At 61.2% G+C, this 23621-nt stretch carries 27 protein-coding genes; 9 read left to right on the top strand and 18 right to left on the bottom strand.

From position 1 onward, the window contains the following. Positions 1 to 24 precede the first annotated feature (24 nt). From WG899_RS20570 to rpsP, 7 genes are all read right to left on the bottom strand, one after another. Positions 25 to 585: a hypothetical protein gene (locus WG899_RS20570; protein ID WP_339597532.1), complete on the bottom strand. Its 561-nt coding sequence runs from the start codon at positions 583 to 585 to the stop codon at positions 25 to 27. Between the two features lie 174 nt (positions 586 to 759). Then, the gene (locus WG899_RS20565) at positions 760 to 1749 is read right to left on the bottom strand and encodes a CobD/CbiB family protein (RefSeq protein ID WP_339597531.1); all 990 of its coding nucleotides are present in this window, start codon (positions 1747 to 1749) and stop codon (positions 760 to 762) included. Positions 1750 to 1777: 28 nt separating this feature from the next. Beyond that, positions 1778 to 2473, bottom strand: a complete 696-nt coding sequence (locus WG899_RS20560) for a CoA pyrophosphatase (RefSeq protein ID WP_339597530.1) — start codon at positions 2471 to 2473, stop codon at positions 1778 to 1780. A gap of 190 nt (positions 2474 to 2663) precedes the next feature. Then, positions 2664 to 3017 (bottom strand): 50S ribosomal protein L19, encoded by a 354-nt coding sequence (gene rplS / locus WG899_RS20555; protein WP_263517580.1) that lies wholly within the window; start codon positions 3015 to 3017, stop codon positions 2664 to 2666. 146 nt (positions 3018 to 3163) lie between these two features. Next, positions 3164 to 3970 (bottom strand): tRNA (guanosine(37)-N1)-methyltransferase TrmD, encoded by an 807-nt coding sequence (trmD, locus tag WG899_RS20550; protein WP_339597529.1) that lies wholly within the window; start codon positions 3968 to 3970, stop codon positions 3164 to 3166. A gap of 32 nt (positions 3971 to 4002) precedes the next feature. Then, positions 4003 to 4620 (bottom strand): ribosome maturation factor RimM, encoded by a 618-nt coding sequence (gene rimM, locus WG899_RS20545; RefSeq protein WP_339597528.1) that lies wholly within the window; start codon positions 4618 to 4620, stop codon positions 4003 to 4005. 21 nt (positions 4621 to 4641) lie between these two features. Beyond that, complete coding sequence (gene rpsP, locus WG899_RS20540) at positions 4642 to 4893, bottom strand: 30S ribosomal protein S16 (RefSeq protein ID WP_263540094.1); 252 nt, start codon at positions 4891 to 4893, stop codon at positions 4642 to 4644. 290 nt (positions 4894 to 5183) lie between these two features. Here rpsP and WG899_RS20535 point away from each other — a divergent pair, with 290 nt between their 5' ends. Next, entirely contained in the window at positions 5184 to 5702 is a 519-nt protein-coding gene (locus WG899_RS20535) for a GNAT family N-acetyltransferase (RefSeq protein ID WP_339597527.1), read from the top strand. Between the two features lie 8 nt (positions 5703 to 5710). Beyond that, entirely contained in the window at positions 5711 to 6226 is a 516-nt protein-coding gene (locus WG899_RS20530) for an NINE protein (protein WP_339597526.1), read from the top strand. Between the two features lie 57 nt (positions 6227 to 6283). On the opposite strand, the gene WG899_RS20525 is transcribed toward WG899_RS20530, so the two are convergent. The 8 genes from WG899_RS20525 to murJ form a co-directional block, all read right to left on the bottom strand. Next, positions 6284 to 7294 carry an inorganic phosphate transporter gene (locus tag WG899_RS20525; RefSeq protein ID WP_339597525.1) on the bottom strand — a complete coding sequence of 337 codons (1011 nt, stop codon included), beginning with the start codon at positions 7292 to 7294 and terminating at the stop codon, positions 6284 to 6286. Between the two features lie 10 nt (positions 7295 to 7304). After that, the gene (locus WG899_RS20520) at positions 7305 to 7952 is read right to left on the bottom strand and encodes a DUF47 domain-containing protein (RefSeq protein ID WP_339597524.1); all 648 of its coding nucleotides are present in this window, start codon (positions 7950 to 7952) and stop codon (positions 7305 to 7307) included. A gap of 128 nt (positions 7953 to 8080) precedes the next feature. Further along, the gene (gene folK / locus WG899_RS20515; RefSeq protein ID WP_339597523.1) at positions 8081 to 8587 is read right to left on the bottom strand and encodes a 2-amino-4-hydroxy-6-hydroxymethyldihydropteridine diphosphokinase; all 507 of its coding nucleotides are present in this window, start codon (positions 8585 to 8587) and stop codon (positions 8081 to 8083) included. After that, entirely contained in the window at positions 8588 to 10207 is a 1620-nt protein-coding gene (gene pcnB / locus WG899_RS20510; protein ID WP_339597522.1) for a polynucleotide adenylyltransferase PcnB, read from the bottom strand. Next, positions 10204 to 10872 carry a histidinol-phosphatase gene (locus WG899_RS20505; protein ID WP_339597521.1) on the bottom strand — a complete coding sequence of 223 codons (669 nt, stop codon included), beginning with the start codon at positions 10870 to 10872 and terminating at the stop codon, positions 10204 to 10206. The genes pcnB and WG899_RS20505 overlap by 4 nt, the downstream gene beginning before the upstream one ends. Further along, a complete protein-coding gene (hda, locus tag WG899_RS20500) occupies positions 10869 to 11552 on the bottom strand; it encodes a DnaA regulatory inactivator Hda (RefSeq protein WP_339597520.1) in 684 nt (227 codons plus the stop codon). The genes WG899_RS20505 and hda overlap by 4 nt, the downstream gene beginning before the upstream one ends. A 133-nt stretch (positions 11553 to 11685) precedes the next feature. Continuing rightward, positions 11686 to 12555 carry a SirB1 family protein gene (locus WG899_RS20495; protein WP_339597519.1) on the bottom strand — a complete coding sequence of 290 codons (870 nt, stop codon included), beginning with the start codon at positions 12553 to 12555 and terminating at the stop codon, positions 11686 to 11688. Between the two features lie 35 nt (positions 12556 to 12590). Then, positions 12591 to 14153, bottom strand: a complete 1563-nt coding sequence (gene murJ, locus WG899_RS20490) for a murein biosynthesis integral membrane protein MurJ (RefSeq protein WP_339597518.1) — start codon at positions 14151 to 14153, stop codon at positions 12591 to 12593. A 195-nt stretch (positions 14154 to 14348) separates the two neighbouring features. Between murJ and rpsT the strand changes: the two genes are divergently transcribed. After that, entirely contained in the window at positions 14349 to 14642 is a 294-nt protein-coding gene (gene rpsT / locus WG899_RS20485; RefSeq protein ID WP_339597517.1) for a 30S ribosomal protein S20, read from the top strand. A gap of 89 nt (positions 14643 to 14731) precedes the next feature. On the opposite strand, the gene WG899_RS20480 is transcribed toward rpsT, so the two are convergent. Both WG899_RS20480 and WG899_RS20475 read right to left on the bottom strand, forming a co-directional pair. Then, positions 14732 to 15538, bottom strand: a complete 807-nt coding sequence (locus tag WG899_RS20480) for an alpha/beta fold hydrolase (RefSeq protein WP_339597516.1) — start codon at positions 15536 to 15538, stop codon at positions 14732 to 14734. Continuing rightward, entirely contained in the window at positions 15535 to 16551 is a 1017-nt protein-coding gene (locus WG899_RS20475) for a M14 family zinc carboxypeptidase (protein WP_339597515.1), read from the bottom strand. The genes WG899_RS20480 and WG899_RS20475 overlap by 4 nt, the downstream gene beginning before the upstream one ends. Before the next feature lie 207 nt (positions 16552 to 16758). Here WG899_RS20475 and WG899_RS20470 point away from each other — a divergent pair, with 207 nt between their 5' ends. Beyond that, on the top strand, positions 16759 to 16887 hold the full coding sequence (locus tag WG899_RS20470; RefSeq protein ID WP_339597514.1) for a hypothetical protein: 129 nt from the start codon (positions 16759 to 16761) through the stop codon (positions 16885 to 16887). Here the strand turns inward: WG899_RS20470 and WG899_RS20465 are convergent, their stop codons facing one another. Continuing rightward, the gene (locus tag WG899_RS20465) at positions 16888 to 17232 is read right to left on the bottom strand and encodes a DUF3579 domain-containing protein (protein ID WP_339597513.1); all 345 of its coding nucleotides are present in this window, start codon (positions 17230 to 17232) and stop codon (positions 16888 to 16890) included. It lies immediately after the preceding gene. 272 nt (positions 17233 to 17504) lie between these two features. Between WG899_RS20465 and WG899_RS20460 the strand changes: the two genes are divergently transcribed. The 5 genes from WG899_RS20460 to WG899_RS20440 all read left to right on the top strand — a co-directional run bounded on the left by WG899_RS20460 (position 17505) and on the right by WG899_RS20440 (position 23612). Further along, positions 17505 to 18722: an aspartate aminotransferase family protein gene (locus WG899_RS20460; RefSeq protein WP_339597512.1), complete on the top strand. Its 1218-nt coding sequence runs from the start codon at positions 17505 to 17507 to the stop codon at positions 18720 to 18722. Then, a complete protein-coding gene (argF, locus tag WG899_RS20455) occupies positions 18719 to 19681 on the top strand; it encodes an ornithine carbamoyltransferase (RefSeq protein ID WP_339597511.1) in 963 nt (320 codons plus the stop codon). Before WG899_RS20460 ends, argF begins: the two co-directional genes overlap by 4 nt. Positions 19682 to 19973: 292 nt before the next feature. After that, a complete protein-coding gene (locus WG899_RS20450) occupies positions 19974 to 21239 on the top strand; it encodes an esterase-like activity of phytase family protein (protein WP_339597510.1) in 1266 nt (421 codons plus the stop codon). Between the two features lie 101 nt (positions 21240 to 21340). Continuing rightward, positions 21341 to 22084, top strand: coding sequence for a metallophosphoesterase family protein (locus WG899_RS20445; protein WP_339597509.1), 744 nt, complete (start codon positions 21341 to 21343; stop codon positions 22082 to 22084). 61 nt (positions 22085 to 22145) lie between these two features. After that, positions 22146 to 23612: a protein kinase domain-containing protein gene (locus WG899_RS20440; RefSeq protein WP_339597508.1), complete on the top strand. Its 1467-nt coding sequence runs from the start codon at positions 22146 to 22148 to the stop codon at positions 23610 to 23612. Positions 23613 to 23621 lie beyond the last annotated feature (9 nt).

Genomic DNA, 23621 nt, shown 5'->3' with positions numbered 1-23621 from the left:
TGCAGCCGAACTACGTTTGTCGAATCAAACGTTGCGGCCTGCCTTGGCAATTTCCGCATAGGCTTTCAACTCGGCATCTACCGCGCGAGAAGGCTGCGGCTGCGCCTGCTGGCCCGATTCCGACTCCACATCGCCAGCCATCTTCAATGTGGGATGCATGAAGTCGTAGGCTCGCCGCTCCAACACGCTGACCGTGTGGTCCTGATTGGTATCGGCATCGTCAAACTCCTTGACCGTGGATGCCTGGTCTTGCTGGACCGTTGTAGCGGCACCCTGCTGGGCTGCACTCGACTTAGCAGCCGAGGCCTCTGGCCCATGGTCGGAGCGCTGCGCCTCAACACTGCCTTGCGCCTTAGCATCCGTCTCGGCTGGGGCGACCTTTTGATTCTGAACCTGGCTCTGCTGTTGGGCTCGGCGCGCACCTTCGCTGGAAATTTCCACCACCGCCGATTCAGGCTTAGGCTCCGATTTGACAGGCGCCTTAGCTGGACGAACCGACTCGGTGCGCTTCAAGGCTTCATCTGAACTGGTTCGGGCGATTTGGCCGGAATTTTTCTCGGCCGTCCCCGTGACTGAAGTAATCATGGCAAACCTCCACAAGAGAGAGATTGCAGGGCTGTAGCCGGTTCAAGCCCAAATGGCTGCCATGAACCTATTGCCACAGATCATGTGGATATTTTCGACATCCGTCATGCGAACTTTAAACCCCACAAGGCCCAAGTGCCAATCGGAGCGTCTTTTTCGCGCCGATTGACCCTTTTATCCGACCAAATTGGCCAATGTCAGTAGCGCCAACAACAGCATCCACAAAACAACCGATCGCCAAATCAAGCCGACGACGCTCTGCAAATGGCCAAGCTGCGGCAATTGGCCGGGCGTAGAGCCCTCGGCCAGGGTCTCATCACCATCTATGCCGGAGCTGAAGGTCTTGCTGCGATCGGGCGTCACGCCGGGAGCCGCAGCACCACCTAACTGCAGCCCAAGCGCTCCCGCCGCTGTCGCCAAGATGATGCCCTCATTGGGATGCAACCAAAGGCCGGCGTCGCGACGCCATCCATTCACCGCCTCTTCAAAATTGCCGACAATGGTGAACCCAGTAGCGGTCAGCCTTGCGGGCAGGTAGTCGACCCATGCAAACAGCATACGAGACAAGCTCATCAGGCGCATATTGGTCGGTGCCTCCAGCGTGCGGCTTTTGAACGCCCAGTACCGGCTGACAAACTCGGCCATCCGGTACAGCACAGCACCCGCCGGCCCCAGCCCCAAGGTCGACAAGACCACAAACCAGAAGAACACGCCAAAGACATGGCGGTGAGCAGCCAACAGCGAATGCTCGATGGCGTGGCGGACCAACTCTGTTCGTGGCAACTCGCTGGCATCCAGATGCCGCCATTCGGACAACAGGCGCCGTGCTTCCAAATCATCCCCGCGCTCCAGCGCATCGCGGATGTCGGTGAAGTAATGGCTGAACTGCCTGAAGCCCAGCGTCAGGTACAGCACCAGCACATCCAAGGCCAAAGCCAGCATCAAGCTGAAATGGCCAACGACCAGATAGATCGCTGCAGCGACCAAGGCCGGGCCGATCACGGTGATGCCCCAGACCACCGTGGCATGATGATCCCGTCCGGCGTCGAAGTTACGACCGGTCCAACGGACCCAGCTGATCACGCCGTGGTGAACGCCATTGCCATGGCGTAAAGGTTTCAGCTGTTCACACAGCAAGGCCAAAAGGACCGCAAAGAAGTTCATGGCCGGGGATGATAGCGGGCGCCGCAGCTCACGCCGAAAGGAAACGGTAGAAGTTCCTCAGCATGGCCGCTGTTGCACCCCAGATAAAGTAGTCTTTGGGCTGATCGGGGTGCATATTGTTGCGCCAAGGCATCGATAAAAATTGACGCTCGCCACCCGCAAACTCAAAGCGGTGGTGCTGATGGTGGGCCGGCGTCATCAAAAACTGCAGCGGCACCTCGAATGCCTCGGCGACTTCCCCTCCATCCAGCTGCAAATCAAAGCCCGCAGTCACCAAGGCCACCACCGGGGTGACCTGAAAAGCCGTGACAGTGCTGTACACCGGCAATCGCCCGAGGACCTCGATGTGCTCACGGCTGAGCCCGATCTCTTCTTCCGTTTCACGCAAGGCGGCCGCTTCAATCGACGCATCCGTCGGTTCGACGCGCCCGCCGGGAAAACTGATCTGGCCGGCATGGGCGCGCAGTTGCTCAGAACGACGCGTCAACAAGAGGCTTAAGCCCCCGTCACGCAAGACCAGCGGCACCAGCACAGCAGCCGCCGCAGGGCTGCGTTGGGTGAGCTGCGGGCCGTCACCATTGATCTCAGGCTGCCATGTGGGTGGCTGTGCGAAGCGCTGGCGCAAGGCATCCACCTGGAGGCGCTCAAGTGGCACCGCGGGCAAGTGGGCGTCAACGCCGGTCACCGGCACGACGTGAGGATCAAGAATCGGGAGACGGCTCATGGCTCGAGCATAGAGGCAAATGAGCGAGGCAGCGGCCATGCCACATGCGCACTGAGCGCGCCTCGTTGGGACCCAAAAAGGACAAAGCCGCCCGAGGGCGGCTTTGCTTGCTTGCGCAGGCTGGCAATGACATGAAATGCACAGTGCCAGCAGTGATGGCACCGGGGTGCCATCAGGGAGATCGCAGTGATCAGCCCAATTTTTCCTTGATTCGAGCCGACTTGCCCGAACGGTCGCGCAGATAGTACAGCTTGGCGCGGCGAACATCACCACGACGCTTGACTTCGATCGAAGCGATCAGCGGGCTGTACAGCTGGAACGTACGCTCCACGCCTTCGCCGTTGGAGATCTTGCGCACGATGAAGCTGGAGTTCAGACCACGGTTGCGCTTGGCGATCACCACGCCTTCAAAAGCTTGCACGCGCTTGCGTGTGCCTTCAACGACGTTGACGCTCACGATGACCGTGTCGCCTGGGCAGTAAGTCGGGAATGTCTTGTTCAGACGAGCAATTTCTTCTTGCTCAAGGGTTTGGATCAAGTCCACAGAGTTCTCCTAGTGATCATGGCGGCGCGGGCTTTGATTCACCAACACGGGAATCAAAAAAGCACATGAGCCAAAAACTTCGACTCAAAACCCACCCACCAGAGGATCGGACAGCCCGCAAGTATAGCCCGAATTGAGCGTTTCGCCTAGCCTTCCGGCGGTACCTCAGCCGCTACCGCAGCCAAGCCAAGCAAAAAGCGCTCATCTGCCTTGCTCAAACGTCCGGCCGCACGCGCCGCGGCAATTAACTCCGGCCGGCGTTGGGCGGTAATCGCCAAAGAGCGCTCACGACGCCAGCGGGCAATCTTGGCGTGATGCCCAGACAGCAAAACCTCGGGAACCGGCAAGGACTCCGTCTGCCCCGGCATGCCATTCAAGACTTCGGGCCGGCTGTAATGCGGGCAGTCCAACAGGCCATCCGAAAAACTGTCCTGCTGATGCGACTGCGCGTCATTGAGCACCCCGTCTTGCAGCCGCGCCACCGCATCCAAAAGCGCCAGCGCCGGCAGCTCCCCGCCCGACAAGACAAAGTCGCCCAAGCTCAATTCGAGCGTGACATGCCGATCAAGAAAACGTTGATCCATGCCCTCGTAGCGGCCACACAGCAGCACGCCACCCTGCCCTTGCGCCAATTGCTCGATCAAGCCCTGGGTAATGGGAAGCCCGGTCGGGCTGAAATGAATGATGGCCGGCGCGCCAGTGTCGGCCCGAGCCTCCTGCCGGGCCGCTTTGGCTGCAGCAAGGGCCCGCTCCAGCGGCTCCACAAGCATCACCATGCCCGGGCCACCGCCATAAGGTCGATCGTCGACGCGGCGATAGTTGTCATCGGCAAAGTCGCGCAATTGCCAGAGCTTCACATCCACCTGCCCGGACTCATAGGCCCGGCGTGTCACGCCCTGGCTCAAATGCGGCCCGAATAGCTCCGGAAAAAGGGTGATGACGTCAAAGCGCATGCTGCGCTGAACCGAAAGAAGTTCGGCCCGAATCAGTAGTCCAGACCCCAGTCAACGGTGATCTGGCGCTGCTCCAGATCCACATCGTCAACAAAGGCCGACACAAAAGGCACCAGACGCTCTTGGTCCGGTTTTACCGGCGCATCCAGGCCCGGAGGGGTGATGCGCAGCACACTGTGGGGGCCTGCATCAATCAGACCTTCAACCACGCCCAAGGTCTCACCTTGACGATTGATGACCGTCAGGCCAATCAAATCGACCCAGTAATACTCATCAGGGTTTGCGTTGGGGAAGGCCGAACGCGAAATGAAGATGCGCGCTCCGCGCAGGGCTTCAGCCGCGTTGCGGTCCGCGACATCTTGGGCGTTGGCCACAATGCCTTCGCCATGCTCGCGCACCGACAAAACTTTCAACACTCGAGGCAGCGGCTTGGCGCGTGCCACGACGGGGCCGTTACCCTCGGGCGCACGGAGAAACCAGCGCCGCGAGGAAAACAGCGCCTGGGCGTCGCTGGAATAGGCTTGCACCTTGAACCAGCCCTTGACGCCCCAGGCATCAAGAATGCACCCGACTTCAATCGCATCCTCGGGCCAAGCCAACTCGTCAGAGGCAGCAGACACGGAGCGGATATCGGCGGGTGATCTTGTCATTGCAGAATGTCTGACGTCGACTTAGACGGCAGCCTTCTTGGCCTGGGTCACCAGACGCTCGACGGTGGGCGACAACTGGGCGCCGACACCGATCCAGTAGTTGACGCGGTCCATCGCGACGCGCAGCGGCTCAGCAGCACCGGAAGCCACGGGGTTGTAGAAACCCACGCGCTCGATGAAACGGCCGTCACGGCGCATTTGGCTGTTTGCCACGACGATGTTGTAGAAGGGGCGCTTCTTGGAGCCGCCGCGAGCCAGACGAATTACAACCATGATGTTTCCTATGAATCTATTGCATCCATCGCACCAGGAGACACTCAGGGCGAATAGATCGGGGGTAGCGCCGAAGCTCAAACCTTGTGTACATCACCAAAAGCAATGGACAAACAAGCACTCAAACCGCAGCCGCCGTGGTTGACACTGTAGATACGCCGAATCTTCCCGCCCCCGCTTCATCAGCAGAATCAAAGCCTATTCGACCAGCGCCAAAACCCAGCATTATAAACTCGGACATTCAACTCGGCACAGACATGAACAGAGAAAATTCCAAAATCCCAAGCCAAATGCTGATTCGCCCCTGTCGCGACAGCGATTTGGCGGCCATCCAAGCCATTTATGCCCATGCCGTGGCGCATGGCACCGGCACCTTTGAAACCGAGGCCCCGAGTCTGGATGAAATGTCTAGGCGTCGCAACGAGGTGCTGGAACGCAAGCTACCTTGGCTGGTCGCCGAAGCAGAGGGTGAAATCCTGGGCTATGCCTACGCGAATTTTTTCAGACCTCGCCTTGCCTATCGCTTCTGCGTTGAAGATTCGATCTATTTGCATCCCGGCCAGCAAGGCAAAGGGTTGGGCCGCTTGCTTCTGGCCGAATTGATCGCCCGTTGCGAACAGGCCGGCGCCCGGCAAATGCTGGCCGTCATTGGCGACTCCAACAACAAGGGCTCGATTGGCCTGCATCAGGCACTGGGCTTTCAGGACTCCGGCGTTTTGCACAGTGCAGGATGGAAATTCGGTCGCTGGCTTGATGTGGTGATGATGCAGCGCACGCTGGGCCTGGGCGACCAGGGCAGCCCGGAATGAGCGCCGCAATGAACGAGGCCCTGAGCGGCAACGCGAACGGCGACTCGCACCCCTACAAATCAAAAACCGTGACCGCCTGGCTGGCCTTGCTGCTGGGCAGCTTTGGCCTGCACCGGTTCTATCTGCACGGATTTGGAGACAAGCTCGGCTGGCTGCACCCCTGGCCGACCTTGATCGGACTTTACGGCGTCCAGCGCATGGATCAACTCGGACAGGACGACCGTCTAGCCTGGGTGTTGATTCCGGTACTGGGCCTGATGCTGGTGAATGCGACGATAAGCGGCATCGTCTACGGACTCACATCAGACGCCGACTGGAACGCCAAGCACAACCCAGGTCAAACCATCCGTCCGAGTGGCTGGGCAGTGATCATCGCGGTGATTGCCTGCGTGATGATCGGCGGCATCAGCCTGATGTCGACGATCGCCTTCAGCGCCCAGCGCTACTTTGAAAGCCAGGTTGAAGCCCCGCAAGACAAACCGGCCGAGGCCAAGGCAAGACCCGCTGCAGCGAGCGGCAAATAAAAATGGGCCCTCGGGCCCATTTTCTTTGCGGGCGCTCGCCCCTACTCCGCCAAAGATTCAGAACAGCACGAAGCTGAGCCAATAGCAGACGCCCGCCACAAAGGCCGAGGCAGGGATGGTGAAAATCCAGGCCCAAACGATATTGCCGGCCACACCCCAACGCACCGACGAAGCGCGCTGCACCGAGCCTACGCCAACGATGGCACCGGTGATCGTGTGTGTTGTTGAGACCGGGATGCCCAAGGCGGTGGCCAAAAACAGCGTGATTGCCCCACCCGTTTCGGCGCAAAAACCACCGACTGGCTTCAGCTTGGTGATCTTCTGACCCATGGTGCGCACGATGCGCCAGCCGCCGAACATCGTGCCCATACCAATGGCGATGTAACAGGCGTAGATGACCCAGTTGGGCGGACTCTTATCCTGGGCCGCCATATAGCCCGAAGCCACCAGCAGCATCCAGATCAGACCGATGGTTTTTTGCGCATCATTGCCGCCATGACCCAAGCTGTAGAGGCCGGCAGACACCAGTTGCAAGCGCCTGAACCAGTTATCCACCCGCAAGGGCGAACTACGCCGGAACAACCAGGCCACGATCACCATCAACAGTGAGCCCAGCAAGAATCCCAACAAGGGCGAGACGAAGATGAAGAGCACGGTCTTCATCACGCCACCCGCCACCAGCGCTCCAGGGCCGCTCTTGGCCACCACGGCACCAACTATGCCGCCGATCAAGGCGTGAGACGAACTCGACGGGATGCCGTACCACCAGGTGATGACGTTCCAGGTGATTGCACCGATCAGCGCACCAAAGATCACATGATGATCCACGATGCCGGGGTCCACGATCCCCTTGCCAATCGTGGCCGCCACCTTAAGCTGGAAAAAGCTGATCGCCAAGACATTGAAAAACGCCGCAAACAACACCGCCTGCTGCGGTTTCAAAACGCCGGTCGAGACCACCGTTGCAATCGAATTGGCCGCATCATGAAACCCGTTCATGAAGTCGAACAGGATCGCCAAAACAACTAGCAAGGCGACGACCCAAAAGGCTACCTGCACCGATTCCATCGCGGGCGACTCAGGAGTTTTCGAGGACGATGCCCTCGATCAGATTGGCCACATCCTCACAACGGTCAGAGATTGACTCCAACTGTTCGTAGATCGCCTTCAGCTTGATCAACTCTCGCACATCCGGCTCTTCGCGGAACAGACTCGACATCGCCGAACGCATCACTCGGTCGGCATCCGACTCCAGTTTGTCGATCTCTTCGCAGGTCTTGATGGCGGCTTCGGCCGTGGCAGGCTCACTCAGCTTCGGCAGCAGCGAAACCGCATGCTGAACCCGTTCGCAGCACTTGGCGCTCAGCTCACCCAATCGAATCACATCGTTGGGAATCTTGCGCACGTCGTAGAGCGAAAGGGTTTCGCTCGCGTCTTGCAGCAGATCGAGGATGTCATCCATCGCATTGATCAAACCGTGAATCTGCTCGCGATCAATCGGCGTGATGAAGGTGCGATGCAACTGGCGGTTCACCTCGGCGGTGACGCGATCGGCTTGATGTTCGGCGGCATCGACCTCGGCCGCGAATTTTTCGCGCAGCTCGGTGTCGTTGTAGTTGTGCAGCATCTGCATGAAGGCGCGCGCGCCTTCGGTGATCTGGCCACCATGCTCATTGAACAGTTCGAAAAAATTGCCCTCGCGGGGCAGTAGTTTGCTGAAAAACATTTTCAGGGGTCTCCGGGGACGCGCGACGAGGAGTTTCTCGTCAAATCAACGCGCAATTCATGTGTTTGTCATCGCTGCGTCATAAACAGCAATACATGAAGTGTAGTTGCAGCGCCGCAGCAAAGGCCTCAAACGTTGATCAAGACCATATCCAGCCGCTCGATGGGCTGTGCCGCGACACCCGGCAAATAGGTACGCAAATCACCCAGACCCGGCGCCTGAAGTGCAGGTGCCAACTCCAGCAAAGGCAGCAGCACAAAGGCCCGCTGACTGAGGCGGGGATGCGGCACGCTCAAGCTCGCGGTATCGATCTGCTGCTGACCGTACAGCAACACATCCAGATCAAGCGTCCGAGGCGCATTGACATAGGGTCGTTCGCGCCCATGCTGCAACTCGATCGCCTGCAAACCCTGCAGCAACAACTCGGCCGGCAAGCCGGTCTCGAGTGCCGCCACGGCGTTCAAATAATCAGGGCCACCCGCCTCGATCGGCGCGCTGCGATAGGCAGTGGACACCGCCAACAAACGGGTCTGCGGCATGGCCGCCATGGCCTGCAACGCGCATCGAAGCGTCAGCGCCAAATCACCAAGATTGGCGCCCAGCCCGATATAGGCCAGGACCGGGCCGGCGGCCATTCAGGACACGGAATCGGCCGCGCTGGCGGGCTTGGCGCCGCAAGGCTTGCGCCGACGGCGGCGCTTCTTGGCCGGAGCGCCATCGCCCCCGACCGATGCACCGGCCGCCGCGTGGTCATCGGGCCCGGCCGAATCTGCGGCCGCCCCTGGCGCCGTTTCAGCTTTCGGTTTGCGTGGCAACTGGTGCACTTTGCCGCTGCGGCGCTGTTGTTTGTCGGCTTCGCGCGCCTCATCCAACAAGGCCTCGCGCTCATCGTCGGTGCCCAACGCAAAGTCTTCCCACCAATCGGCCAGGGCCGAATCGATCTCACCGGCATCGGCGCGCAAACGCAGGAAATCGAAACCAGCTCGGTAGCGCGGCTGATCCACCAAGGTGTAGACGCCACTGCCGGTGCGCCGCTCAAAGCGCGGCTGCATCATCCAGATTTCGCGCATATCGGTGGCCAGCTTGCCGCGACCGGAGATGTCGCCGATGCGGGCATCGAACACCGTATCAATGGCTTGCTGCAAGGCCGGGATGGCCGGCTCACCGGCCTCACGGTTGCGCGTCCAGCGCTCCAGAACCTCAAACCACAACATGCAGGCCAACATGAAGCTTGGCGACACCCCACGCCCCTCGGAGACGCGCAGATCGGTGTCTTCGAAGGCCTGACGCACGAACTTGCCACGCACGCCCTCGGCCAACTTGCCTTCTTCATCCAGCATCGCATCAAGAATCGGGAAAACGCCGCGCGCCAGACCCTGCTTGCGCAACTCTTCCAGACTGGCCAGCGAGTGCCCGGTCTGCAAAAGCTTGATCATTTCGTCAAACAGACGCGAGGCCGGCACATTGGCCAGCAACTCCGACATCACCTTGATTGGCGCACGGGTCTTGGCTTCGAGCTCAAAGCCCAGCTTGGCAGCGAAGCGCACCGCACGCACGATGCGCACCGGGTCTTCGCGGTAGCGCGTTTCGGGGTCACCAATCATGCGCAGCACGCGTTTCTTGGCATCGGCCAGACCGCCGTGATAGTCGACCACCAACTGTCGCTGCGGGTCGTAATACAAGGCATTGACGGTGAAATCGCGCCGCGCCGCGTCTTCGACCTGCGGGCCCCAGACGTTGTCGCGCAGCACCCGGCCAGCAGCGTCCACCACATGGGACTTGCCCGCCAACTCTTCCTTCGAGGTCTTCTCGTTGCCGGCAACCTGATCGGCACCCTCATTGACCAGCAAGGCCCGGAAGGTCGAGACCTCGATCACCTCGTGCTCACGGCCACGCCCGTACACCACATGGACGATGCGAAAGCGCCGGCCGATGATGAAGGCCCGGCGGAACAAGCCCTTGACCTGCTCCGGCGTGGCATTGGTGGCCACATCGAAATCCTTGGGTCGCATGCCCAGCAACAAGTCGCGCACCGCCCCACCGACGATATAGGCCTCGTAGCCCGCATCGGTCAAGGTCTGTACCACGCGCACGGCACGCTCGTCCAACAGGCTGGGGTCGATGCCATGCTCGGCCACCTGCACCTCGACCCGCTTGCCCAGAGCGGTTTTGCCAGGCGCTGCGGACTTGGCCACCTTGGCAACTTTGGCCAGCGAGGGCTTGCCCAGCAACTTGTCTATGAATTTTTTGATCATGCGAACAGATTCAGAATGGGCCAGCCGCGGGCGGACGCGATGTCCGCCAAGGCCGGGGTCGGATTGGTGGCCACCGGGTGGCTGACCAGATCCAGAAGAGGCAAGTCATTGACCGAATCACTGTAGAAGGTGATGCGCTCGAAATCCTGCCATTGTCGCCCCAAGTCCGCCAGCCAGTCTTTCACCCGACTGATCTTGCCAGCTTGATAGGACGGCACACCTTGCACGACGCCGGTATACGCTCCCGCAGCGTCACGCTGCAACTGCACTGCCAACAGATGCTCCACCTCAAATGCGCGCGCGATCGGCTCGGTGACAAATTCATTGGTCGCAGTGACGATGGCGACCAAGTCACCGGCATCCAAATGCTGGCGCACCAAGGCACGCGCCTTCTCTTGCAACATGGGCGCCATCACTTCTTGCATGAAGCGCTCGCGGGCCGCATGAGCCTCGGCCAAGGGGCGGCTGCGCCAGACCGCGGTGGCGAAATCAATATAGCCATCCAGATCCAGACGGCCGGCCTGGTACTGGGCATAGAACTCGTCATTGCGCTGGCGCCACTGCTCGCCATCGGCCCAGCCGATATCGACCATAAAAGCACCAAAAGCGTGATCCGAGTCATTCGGAATCAAGGTGCCGTCAAGATCAAAAAGAGTCAAATTCATCCAACAAGTCCTTCATCGGCCAACATCTGGCGCAGCAGGGGCACCGTCACCGCGCGCTTGGCGGCGAGTGCAAATTCATCTAAACGGTCAAGCAAGCGCATCAGGTGCTTGAGGTCGCGCGCAAACCGGGTCAGCAGGTAATCGATCACCTCATCGCCCAACAAAATACCGCGTCGATCGGCCTCACGGCGCAGGGCCGATCGGGTCTCTTCCTCGGACAGCGGCTGCAAAGCAAATGTCGGCCCCCAGCCCAAACGCGTGCGCAGGTCTTCACGCAGCACCAAGTCGGTCGGCGGCGCACTGCCGGTGGCCACCACGGCCAAGCCCTCGGTGGCGGCCTCGACGAACAAGGCGAAGGCCGCATGCTGCTGGCCGGCATCGAAGCGCTCACAGTCATCCAGAATCAAGAGGCTGGGCTGACTGGGCAACTCCCAGGGCAGGCAAGTATCGGCGTCGTACCAAGCCACTTGGGCCCCGCCGTCCTGCCAATGCTGGGCCAAAGCGCGCAGCACATGGGTCTTGCCCGAGCCAGGCGGCCCCCACAGGAACACCGGCGGCTCACCTGCGCCTCCGGGCTTGAGCGCCTGCACATGCGCCAAGGCCGCGCTATTGGCGCCAGGTAAAAAATTTTCAAAGGTAAAGATTGGCTCGGGACCAATCGCAAGCGGTATTTGCTTCAAAACCAAAACTTCCCAGATACACGCAAGCTGTCGGCCATGGCCGCAGCATCGATGCCCGCGCCAACCCCATCAATAGCAACTAGCATGCTCGCCACAGCGGGCGCGATTCTAGTGGGCAACATCACCAGGGCTTTCAATGCAGCGGCGGCGCACCACGCTCACGCAAGGCCGACACGCGCAGCCGCAAGGCCCGCGCATCGGCCGCCTCGGGCGCTTGCTCAAGATAAAACGCCAAGTCATCGGCCGCGGCCCGCCAGTGTTCCAAGGATTCAAGCACCAAGCCGCGATCGCGCCGCTCACCGGCGTCTCCAGGCAACAGCACCACCAAGCGCTGCTGCACCGCCAATAGCCGCGGCCAATCCGCCGCCGCACGGTGAATTTCCTTCAAATTGCGCAACATTCGGGCCAACACATCGCGCGGCGTTGCCGCATGCAAAAACAACTCCACCGGCAAGTCCACCTCGCCCTCGAGTCCCGCGCTCTGGCGAAAGCCCTGCAAATACTCGTCCAACCGAGTGCGCGACAGTGAGTCGCCGGTCAAAGGATCGAGTACCACCTCCGCATTGCCCATCGCCAGCTTGACCAAGAAATGCCCGGGAAACGCCACGCCCTGGGCGCGCAGGCCCAGTTGCGCGGCCAGTTCAAGAAAAATAACGGCCAGGGTGATGGGAATGCCGCGGCGAGTCGCCAACACATGGTGAACAAAGCTGTTACCGCGCTCGTAATAGTTGTTGAGATTGCCCTCGAAACCCAGTTCCTGATACAGAAACCGCAGCAGGGCCTGCAATTTATGGCGCGCCGACGCATCAGCCGGCAGCCGCTGACGCAAACGCTGCGCCAAGCCATCGAGCTCGGCCAAAACCGACTGTACGTCCAGGGCCGGAAACTCATCTTGAGCAATCGACGCTGCCGCCTCGAGCAGATTCAGGCCCGCATCCTCCGCCACCAAGCTCGAAAAATACTCAAGTGGCGTGGGCAGTTGCAGACGCAAGGAATGGCTCATGGCTGAAGTTTAGGGTGGCAACAAGCGCTCAAACATCAAACCCGTCTGATGAACTGACGCAGCCGCAAGCCCATCACCGCCAACAGCGAAAAATACAGCAAGGCCGCCGCCCCCAGGCTGGCTGCCATCGCCAAGGCGCGCTGAACTTCGGTCGCCCCCAGCGCGATCCAGTCAATGCGCCAGGCGAGCTGCTGAAGCAGAGCACCCAAGGCCGCACTGGCCAGCACAACCTTCAGACTGAAGCTTGCCCAGCCGGGCGAAGGCGTGTAGCTCCCCAGTTTGCGCAAACCACGCATCAGCCAAAACGCATTGACGAGCGCGCCAACCCCAATCGACAGGGCCAAGCCCGCCACCCCCACCAGAGGCACAAACAGCAAATTCAGGAGCTGCGTTAAACCCAGCACCGCAATGGCGATACGCACTGGCGTGCGGGTTTCTTGGCGCGCATAAAAACCCGGCGCCAACACCTTGACCGCCAACAGCCCAAGCAAGCCAACGCCCCAGCCCATGACGGCCCGCCCGGTCTGCAGCACATCCGAGGCCATGAAGGCCTTGCGGTGATAGAGCACGGCCACCAATGGGTCGGCAAACAGCAGCAGTGCCGCAGCGCAAGGCAGGCCAAACAACAGCACCATGCGCAGCCCCCAGTCCAGCATGTCCGAGTACTGTGCCTGGTCACCCTTGGCCTGGGCCGCAGACAACTGCGGCGTCAACACCGCGCCCAAGGCCACACCGAGCAGGGCCATCGGGAATTCCATCAAGCGGTCGGCGTAGTTCAACCACGATGTCGCCCCGACGGCAATGTGACTGGAAATCTGCGTATTGATCAACAAGGACAACTGCGCCACACCGACGCCCAGCAAAGCCGGCCCCATTTGCTTGAGCACACGCCCGACGCCAGGATGCGCCGCCGACTCACGCAGCCGCGCCGGCGTGAAACCCAAGCGCGGCTTGACGCCGATACGGCGCAAGACGGGAATCTGAATCGCCAATTGCAGCAATCCCCCCAGCATCACGCCCAGCGCCATGGCATAAATGCCCGGGTAGCCCCAGCGCTCCATATAGGGCGTGAGCCACCAACCGGCGGCAAGCACCGACATATTCAACAAGACCGGTGTTGCGGCCGGTACCAAAAAACGCTTCCATGTATTCAAAATGCCGGCAGACAAGGCCACCATCGACATGCAGCCGATATAGGGAAACATCCAACGCGTCATCACCACGGCCGCGTCCCGCCCCTCCCCCGGCATGCCCGAGCCGAGCAACCAGACCAAGACCGGGGCCCCGACCACGCCGATCACGCAGGTCAATAACAAGGCCCACAGGAGAACGGTGCCCACCGCATCGATCAGATCATGCGTGGCCTGTTCGCCGTCCTTAGCATGCGTCGCCGCCAGCACCGGCACAAAGGCCTGAGAAAACGCACCCTCGGCGAACAAGCGCCGCAACATATTGGGGATGCGGAATGCCACCAAAAAGGCATCCGACATGGCACCAGCACCGAACAGACCGGCTTGCATTTGCTCGCGCATCAACCCTGTAATGCGCGATGCCAAGGTCAGTATCGAAATGAAGGACGCAGCACGAAGCAGATTCATGGGGGAGGTTGGCAGCTTGGACAAGTTGAACCAGAGCAAGTCTGGCGGAGATAGGCGTGGATTGATCAAAGCGCAGGGGGCGCATTATCATGGCAGTGCATTACAGCAATGCATTCGAACCGCGCAAGCAATTTGAATCATCAAGATTTAAGTGCTATACTCGCGGTCTTTGCACCAACTGGGTAGAATCACAGCATGGCATCCTCTTCAAAAGTTAAGAAGACCGTCCGTTCGGCATCGGGCCTCAAGCGCGCTCGCCAGGACATCAAACTGAACGCAGCCAACACGGCTTTGCGCTCCAAATTCCGCACGGTCATCAAGAACGTGCAAAAAGCTGTCCTGACCGGCGACAAGGCCAAGGCAGCTGAGTTGTTCAAGACTGCTCAAGTCGTCATCGACTCGGTCGCTGACAAGGGCATCTTCCACAAGAACAAGGCCGCTCGCCACAAGAGCCGCCTGTCGGCAAAAATCAAGGCCCTGGCCGCCTAAATACCAGTTCTGGTGCAAAGATGAAGCCCGCTGCAAAGCGGGCTTTTTTGTTTCTGCGCCAATTTGTGGCTTGCAGCAACAGGCGCGGCTCAATGCCACTTACCGCTGGCCAGGCCCTGCATAGTGCGCATCCGCAGCCAGTCACCCACCGCCTGAGCCACCCAGGCCGGATCATCCAAAGGCAGGTCGTGCCCAGCCTTGAGATGCAACCGCAAGGGCGCACCCCAAGCCCGGCTGATGGCCTGCGAGCAACGCCAATCCACCAAGTGATCGGCCTTGCTGCACAAGAGCAGCACCGGCGCTTTGGGCCTGAGCACGCCGACCTTGAAACGCGCCGCCGCCCGCAACTGACGCGCAGTATTAAGCAAGCTCACCGGATGCACCGCCTGCAGCGCCACCCAATGGTCCAAGACCTCCTCGGGGCGGGCCTGCAAATTGGTGGTCATGCGCAGCACCTTCGCCTCGCGCTGACGCCGACTCAAGTTCGACAGACTCAGCAGCAGGAATTTCAGGTAATTGAGCGGCCGCAAGCGGCGGTAAAACGGACTGAAGGGGCGCAAGCTGGTATTGATCAAGACCGCCGCACTGACCTCCTGCGGATAGCGCGCCACCCAGTCACTGGCCACCATGGCACCCAAGGACATGGCCAAAAGATGCACCGGGCCGGTCACACCCATCTTGAGCAAACGCTCCCTACACGACTCCACCATGCCCGAGACGTGCACGGGGCTGGCCTCGGCATGCAGCAAGCCATTGCCCGGCAAGTCCAGCATCAATAAGCGCACGCCGCCTTGCTCCGATTCGATTTGCGCCCGCAAATGCTCAGGAAACACGCCCCAATGGCCACTCTCTCGCGCAAGCCCGCGCAACAAGACCCAGGTCGCAGGCGCCGTCATGCCGCGAGCACCCCGTGTCGATACCAACGATTCAAGGCCCTCTCCTCATGCCAGGCACGCTGCGCCTGCGTCGGCAGCCAGCGCTGCATACCGGCCGCCGCCCGCATCACAAAGTCCAACCAAGCCATATGGCGGCGCAACACGCGCTGCTGCCTATGCTCGATCAAGGGGTTGAACATGCCTCGCCGTGAAAACAATTGGCGCGGGTTTTTCTTAACCCAAATCCAAGACCCCATCTCCAAGGTCAAAGGCAGCAGCATGCAAGCTCCGCGCGCGCAAGCCCGCTGATAGAGGTGATCCCACAGATCGCCATGCGTCAGGTATTGGCGGCTTTGCGGCTCGAACACATAACGGTGCTGCGCATGGGTTTGGTCGAGGATTTGGCACAGCGCATGCATTTCGGCCAGATGCGCAATCGGCTTGGCCGTGTGCGCAAACGGAAACCAAATTCGATCGGCCAAGCCAAAGCCCGAATGGCAATCGACCGAAATCGAGTGCGCATGACTCAGCAATTCTCGCTCCACAAAATCAACCAAGGCCAGACTTTCCAACTCCATTGGGGCATCCGCCGCACCGCGGTACCAAGGCAGTTTGGGGCTGAATCTTTGCCCACCTAAAAAAGGCGGGGCCGCCGCCCCGGCATCGACCGGCGCGTTGCGCATCAAATCCACCCCCTGCGGGTTAGCGCGGGTCCCTAACCATAAGCCTCCCGGGTTGACCATGGGCACAAAGACAAGACGCACCGACGCCAACATCTGATGCAGACTGCTGTCCCAACGCAGCCGAGACACCAGACTGGCCAGAAAAGCAACCACCAACTCGGCACCGATGCGCTCAAGCCCGTGGACGCCGCCAAAAAATCCTACCGCGGGCACGGCAGGATCGGCGTTACCCATAGAAAACGCGTGCACCGGCAGACGTTGATCGGCGACGCGTATTTCGCACAGCTGTTGGCGCTGCAAAAAGGGCGACCCTTCCTCCAGCAAACGCTCAAGCTCTGCGTATTCGGCCATGGCCGGCACTTGCTCCACCTCTCGCCCCTTGTTGTGGCCGTCGACGCCCATTCTCCCAAGGGCGCGAGCATAGCCGCAGATGCAAGGGGCGAACTACCGTGAGCACTGAGTTACCGGGGGACTTGAGAACTTAGGCGCTTGCGCCTCTGACATCTCTTCGTCACAGGCAAGCAATAAGCTCAGCAAAAACCGCTCGCCCACAACACCATGTCAAGCAACACACACCTGCAATTCAAACCCACGCTGCGCTCGCGTTTGGCGATGGCAGGCGGTTTGTTCGTGGGCATGGTTGAACTGCTGGCGCTGCTGCGCGCGCGCCGGGACCGAGCCGCCTGATCAAGCCGCGGGCTTGTTACCCGAAGCTGGGTCCGGCAGCAAACAAGCTTCGGCCACCTGCAACTCGTTGTCGCGGGCGAAGTTCATCACAAAGTCCCAGGCCATCGGCTCAAGCTTTTTCAGCTCTTCGTTGACGATCACGCACTTGATCCCGTTGATGACACGGGGCACACACAAGGGCGAATAACCGATATAGGCGCCAATGCCTCCACGCGTGCCGCCGGGGCGGAAGCAAGACATGGCCCCCGCCAAACGTTCGGCCCAGTCACTGGGGCGAAAAGTACGGCCAGCCAACGTGACACCTTGGATGAAAACTTCACGCGGTTTGGTTGGAGGCTGACTCATGCTGAGGGAAGATGACTCACGTCCTTGCAGGCCCAATTCTGACCTTGGCTGGGCAGATTGGAGGCAAGAACAACGGTTTTGGACAGGCCGTATTGTGCCTTGCTTGAGCAGCGCCGCAGCGCCGCTCAGTTACCAAGACAGGACATTCGCACGCGTCAGCCCCCTGTCAGAAGCAGCAGGGTTCTCGCCCCTTAGAATGCGCCGACACATCCGGCCCCGGTCAACAGGGGCCGACGCACCGGTTTTTCCACCCCGCTCGATATGGAGAGTTGATGAACGCCCCCGTAGTTCCGTCTGATTTGCCGTCCGAACCGCATGTGATGCAAACCTATGGCCGCCTGCCGATCGCGCTGTCGCATGGCCAAGGTTGCTGGGTCTGGGACGTCAAGGGCCGACGATATCTCGACGGACTGGGCGGCATTGCGGTCAACACCCTGGGCCACGCACACCCGCGCCTGGTGCCGGCGCTGCAGGAACAAGTGGCCAAGCTGATTCACACCAGCAATTACTACCATGTGCCGCTGCAAGAGGAATTGGCCAGCCGGCTTTGTGAGTTATCCGGTCTGACCAATGCTTTCTTCTGCAATAGCGGCCTGGAGGCGAATGAAGCGGCGCTGAAGATTGCCCGCAAGTTTGGCCATGACCGCGGCAACCACAAGCCCGAGGTGATGGTGTTTGAAGGCGCCTTCCACGGCCGTTCGATCGCCACCCTGTCGGCCACCGCAAACCCAAAGATCCATGCGGGCTTCGGCCCGCTGGTGCCCGGCTTTGTGCGCGTGCCCTTGAACAATATCGAGGCCGTGCGCGCCGCCTTGGCCGAGCATCCGAACATCACCGCCGTGTTCCTGGAAACCATCCAGGGCGAAGGCGGCGTCAACCCGGCGCGGATCGAATTCCTGCAAGCCTTGCGCCAGGTTTGCGACGAGCACGACATCCTGCTGATGCTGGATGAGGTGCAATGCGGCATCGGCCGCACCGGCAAATGGTTCGCGCACCAGTGGGCCGGCATTCAACCCGATGTGATGCCCCTGGCCAAGGGCCTGGGCTCGGGCGTTCCGATCGGTGCTGTGGTTTGCGGCCCGCGTGCCGCCAAGGTCATGCAGCCCGGCAACCACGGCACCACCTTCGGCGGCAACCCGCTGGCCATGCGCGCCGGCGTTGAGACGCTGAAGATCATGACCGAGGATGGCCTGCTGGCGAATGCCGAGAAGGTCGGCGCTGAATTGAAGACCGCCCTGCAGGCCGGCTTGGCCGGTGTGGCTGGCGTCGTGGAAGTGCGCGGCCAGGGCCTGATGCTGGGCATTGAGTTGGATCGCCCCTGCGGCGCCTTGCTGCTGAAGGCGGCCGAGGCCGGTTTGATGATCAGCGTGACGGCCGACCGGGTGGTTCGCCTGGTGCCGGCGCTGATTCTCAGCAGCGACGAGGCTGCTCAGATTGCCGCCATCTTGTGCCCGCTGATCAAGGCCTTCTTGTCGGAGCCTCAAGCATGAAGCCCGGAGCGGGCCTGATGCGCCATTACCTGCAATTCAAAGACTTCCGCGCCGAGGAGTACGCGCATCTGTTCGAACGCGCCGCCATCATCAAGCGCCGCTTCAAGAACTACGAGCGCTACCAGCCACTGGCCGATCGCTCACTGGCCATGATTTTCGAAAAAGCCAGCACCCGGACTCGGGTCAGCTTTGAGGCCGGCATGTACCAGATGGGCGGTTCGGTGGTGCACCTGACCACCGGCGACAGCCAGTTGGGCCGCGCCGAGCCGATCGAGGACAGCGCTCGCGTCATCAGCCGTATGGTTGACTTGGTGATGATCCGCACCTTCGAGCACACCAAGCTCGAGCGCTTTGCCGCGCACTCGCGCGTGCCGGTCATCAACGGCCTGACCAACGAGTACCACCCCTGCCAGATCTTGGCCGACTTATTCACCTTCATCGAAGCGCGCGGCATGAACCAGCGCGGCATCGTTGATGTGGACTGCCTGAAGGGCCGCGTGGTGGCCTGGGTCGGCGACGGCAACAATATGGCCAACACCTGGCTGCAAGCGGCCGAGATCCTGGGCTTCACCGTGCATGTCAGCACGCCGAGCGGCTACGAGATCGATCCAGCCGTGGCCGGTATCCAGAACAGTGACTGCTACAAGGTCTTCAAGAACCCCTTGGACGCCTGCCGCGACGCCGACCTGGTGACCACCGATGTCTGGACCAGCATGGGCTACGAGGCCGAGAACGACAAACGCCGCGAGGCTTTTGCCGATTGGTGCGTCGATGCCGAGATGATGGGCGTGGCCAAGCCCGATGCACTCTTCATGCACTGCCTGCCCGCCCACCGTGGTGAAGAGGTCAGCGCCGAAGTCATCGACGGCCCCCAATCCGTCGTCTGGGATGAGGCTGAAAACAGAATGCACGTGCAGAAGGCACTCATGGAGTACCTTCTGCTCGGGCGGATCGGCTGAAGGCCGAGACGAGCCCGCAAGGGCGCATTCTGTTTGGGCTTGGCTCACTTTGCCCCGCAAAGTGAAGCGCCTAAAGGCGCGGCCAAGACCACAATCGCATGCATGTTCAAAAGGCACTCATGGAGTACCTTTTGCTCGGCCGCATCGGCTGAACAGCTAGGGCACGCAAGCACCGATCCAAACGGATCACTTGCCCGCAAAAGCGCAAACACAGTCTGTCACTTTGCGCCGTTAGGCTGAGTGTCATATCAAGCCCATTCCGGGCCTGAGATTGACACCCAGACCTCACGCCATGAACAAACTCATCGCCCTCACCTCTGCCCTGCTCAGCCTCGGCGCTGCCCAAGCTGAAACCATCTCGCTCAGCTACCTCGGCCAGCAAATCGTCGAAACCGGCCGCAGCTATGCCGGCACCACCGTCGGCGGCCTCTCGGGCATCGACTACAACGCGGCCACCGGTCGTTACCTGGCCATCAGCGATGACCGCAGCGCGCTGAACCCCGCTCGCTTTTATGAGTTGAGCCTGGACATCAGCAAGTTCCAGCGCAGCGCCACCGCCAACAGTGCAGGCGTCAGCTTCAATGCTGTGACCACCATCCTGAAGGCCGATGGCAGCGCCTTCGGCACCAATCAGGTCGACCCAGAGAGCCTGCGCCTTGATGCCGCTCGCAACCGGATCTACTGGACCAACGAAGGTCAGCGCGCAGCCGCCGGTTTCCAAGACCCGACCGTGCGCAGCATGAACCTGAACGGCAGCTATGCCGGTGAATTCAGCGTACCCGACCGCTTCAAGCCGGCCGGCTCGAACGGTGGGCTGAGCGCCGGTGACCGCGGCATCTACAACAACCTGGCCTTTGAGAGCCTGACCTTGTCGCAAGACGGCAAGACCTTGTGGACCGCCACCGAGAACGCGCTGAGCCAGGACGATCTGCCCGCCACCGTCAACAACGGCAGCAACTCGCGCCTGCTCTCTTTTGATTTGAATACCGGCAAGTCCGGCGCCGAGTATGTATACCAAGTCGCTCCCGTGGTGCTGCCGCCGGTGCCCGGCCAATTTGCCACCAATGGCTTGACCGACCTGATCGCCGTCGGCGACCGCCAGTTCATCGCCATCGAGCGCTCATTTGGCGTTGGCGCCGCCACACCAGGCGTGGCCGCTACTACCGATGGCAAGCCCACCGGCAACACCATCCGCCTGTATTACGCCGATGCCCGCCAAGCCACCGATGTGTCAAGCCTGGACTCGCTGCAGGGCCAGAACTTCACCGCCATGAGCAAGGAATTGCTGCTGGACCTGTCGACGCTGAAGAACGATGACGGTTCCACCTTGGCGCTGGACAATATCGAAGGCATCACCCTGGGCCCCGTGGTGGACGGCAAGCAAACGCTGATGCTGGTGTCGGACAACAATTTCGGCGGCAACCAGTTCACCCAGTTCGTCGCCCTGTCGATCAACGCCCCGGTGCCTGAACCCGAGAGCTACGCCCTGCTGCTGGCCGGCCTAGGTCTGCTGGGCCTGGTGGCTCGCAACAAGCGCATGCACGCTCGCAGCGTCTGATTGAGCCGAACGCCCCTAAGGAAATCCCTGAGGGAAGATGGGGAAGCGCCTGACGCCGGCATCAGCCCGACGTCAGGCAAACATGGCATGCTCCGCCTGCCATGAAAATTGCCCTCATCACCGATCTGCACGCCAACGCTCAAGCTTTCTCCGCCGTGCTTGAGCATGCTCAGGCTCACGGCGTTACCGACTACGCACTGCTGGGCGACTTTGTCGGCTATGGCGGCGACCCGGCCTGGGTGCTGGACAAGGTGATGGCCTTGGTGGCCGCCGGCGCGGTGGCCGTGCTGGGCAACCACGATGCTGCCGTGGCCAAGGGGGTGGCCCCGACGATGCGAGAGGATGCCCGCGCGGCGGTCGAATGGACCCATGCACGCCTGAGCTCGGCGCACCTGAGCTTTCTGGCCCAGTTGCCGCTCACCGTCAGCCGCGAAGACCGCCTATTCGTGCATGCCAATGCCTTTGACCCGAGCGGCTGGGAGTACATCCAAGGCCGTATCGAAGCGATGCGCAGCCTGCATGCCACCGAGGCCCGTTTTACCTTTTGCGGCCATATGCATGAGCCGATGCTCTACCACCTCTCGGGCACGGGCAAGGCCGGAGAATTCACGCCGGCACCCGGCGTGACGATTCCCTTGCTGCCCAACCGCCAGTGGCTGACCATACCTGGCTCCTGCGGCCAACCGCGTGACGGCAACCCCGCCGCCTGCTACGCCATTTTTGACAGCGTGAGCGCCGAGCTGAGCTTTCAGCGCGTGCCCTACGACGTCGAAGCGGCGGCGGCCAGTATTCGCGCGGCAGGCCTGCCAGAGCGCCTAGCCCTGCGCCTGCTGAAGGGCGAGTAGGATCAATGGTGCCAGGTCTTGCCCCCTGAGCTTGCCTTTACTTCCGATCAGGAATTTGCCCATGCCCCACACGGACGCCGGACCTGCCAGTACCCTGCCATCCCCGATCGCCAGCCTGGAGCCGGGTCTGGTGCTGGATGGCTTCCAGCTTGAGGAGCGCATGCACCAGGGTGGCATGGCCAATCTGTGGCGGGTCACCCGACTCGAACCAATCGAGGGCGAGAACCACCCTTTGATCATGAAGGTGCCGCGCATCAAGGGCGGCGAAGACCCTGCCACCATCGTCGGTTTCGAGGTCGAGCAGATGCTGATGCCGGCCCTGAATGGCCCGCATGTCCCAAAGTTTGTGGCCCGTGGCGACTGGACAAGGCAGGCCTATATCGTGATGGAGCGTATCGAAGGCCATTCGCTGCGCCCGCGCCTGGATGAGGCGCCGTTGCCGCTGGATGAGGTCATCGACATCGGCATCAAGGTGGCCACCGCCTTGCAGGACCTACACCGCCAACATGTGGTCCATCTGGACATCAAGCCCAGCAACATCATGTTCCGGCCCGACGGCACCGCCGTGCTGGTCGACTTCGGACTTTCCAGACACGACCACCTGCCCGATCTGCTGGAAGAGGAGTTCTCGCTGCCGATGGGCACCGGGCCCTATATGTCACCCGAGCAGGTGCAGTTTGTGCGCAACGACCCGCGCAGCGATCTGTTTGCGCTCGGCGTGATGCTTTATCACCTGGCCACCGGTGAACGCCCCTTTGGCCAGCCCTCTTCGGTGCGCGGGTTGCGCCGGCGTTTGTATGTCGAACCGGTGCCGCCGCGCGCCATCGATGCAGACTTGCCGCCCTGGTTCCAAGAGATCGTGCTGCATTGCCTGGAGGTCAAGCCCGAGCGCCGCTACCAAAGCGCGGCGCAACTGGCGCTGGATCTGCAGCACCCCGAAGGCGTGGCTCTGACCGCCAGGGCGCAAAAAGTCAGCACCAGCGGCAGCCTGCGAACCTTGAAGCGCTGGTTCTTTGCCCTTGGCACCGAACCGGTGGCACAGGCCACCGCCACCGAACAAGTGGCGCGCAGCCCCATCATCATGGCAGCGGTGGACATCCAACACGCCACCCCGGCCCTGCTCGAACAATTGCGCGAGACGGTGCGCCGCATCGTGCAGACCGAACCGGGCGCGCGACTGGCCTGCGTCAGCGTGATGAAAACCAACCGCATTGGCATGGATGAGTTGACCGACAAGGAAGGCAAGAGCGTGCACGTCAAGCAACTGATCGCGCTGCGCCATTGGGCCCGACCGATCAGCCGAGCGCTGAATCTGGAGGACGGCCGTCTGACTTTTCATGTGCTGGAGGCCCCCGACGCGGCCGACGCCATCATCGAATTCGCAGGCAAGAACGGCGCCGATCACATCGTCATGGGCGCCCGCGGCGCGTCCACCCTGCGGCGCTATTTGGGCAGCGTCTCGGCTCAAGTGGTGACCCAGTCGGTCTGCAGCGTGACCGTGGTACGCGAAGCCAGCCGCAATACCTGAAGGCCACCC

The sequence above is a fragment of the Paucibacter hankyongi genome (genome assembly GCF_037482915.1).
GTDB classification, from domain to species: Bacteria; Pseudomonadota; Gammaproteobacteria; order Burkholderiales; family Burkholderiaceae_C; genus Paucibacter_A; species Paucibacter_A hankyongi.
Note: the sequence above shows the minus strand (reverse complement) of the source record. Positions and strands in the feature narration are given on the sequence as shown.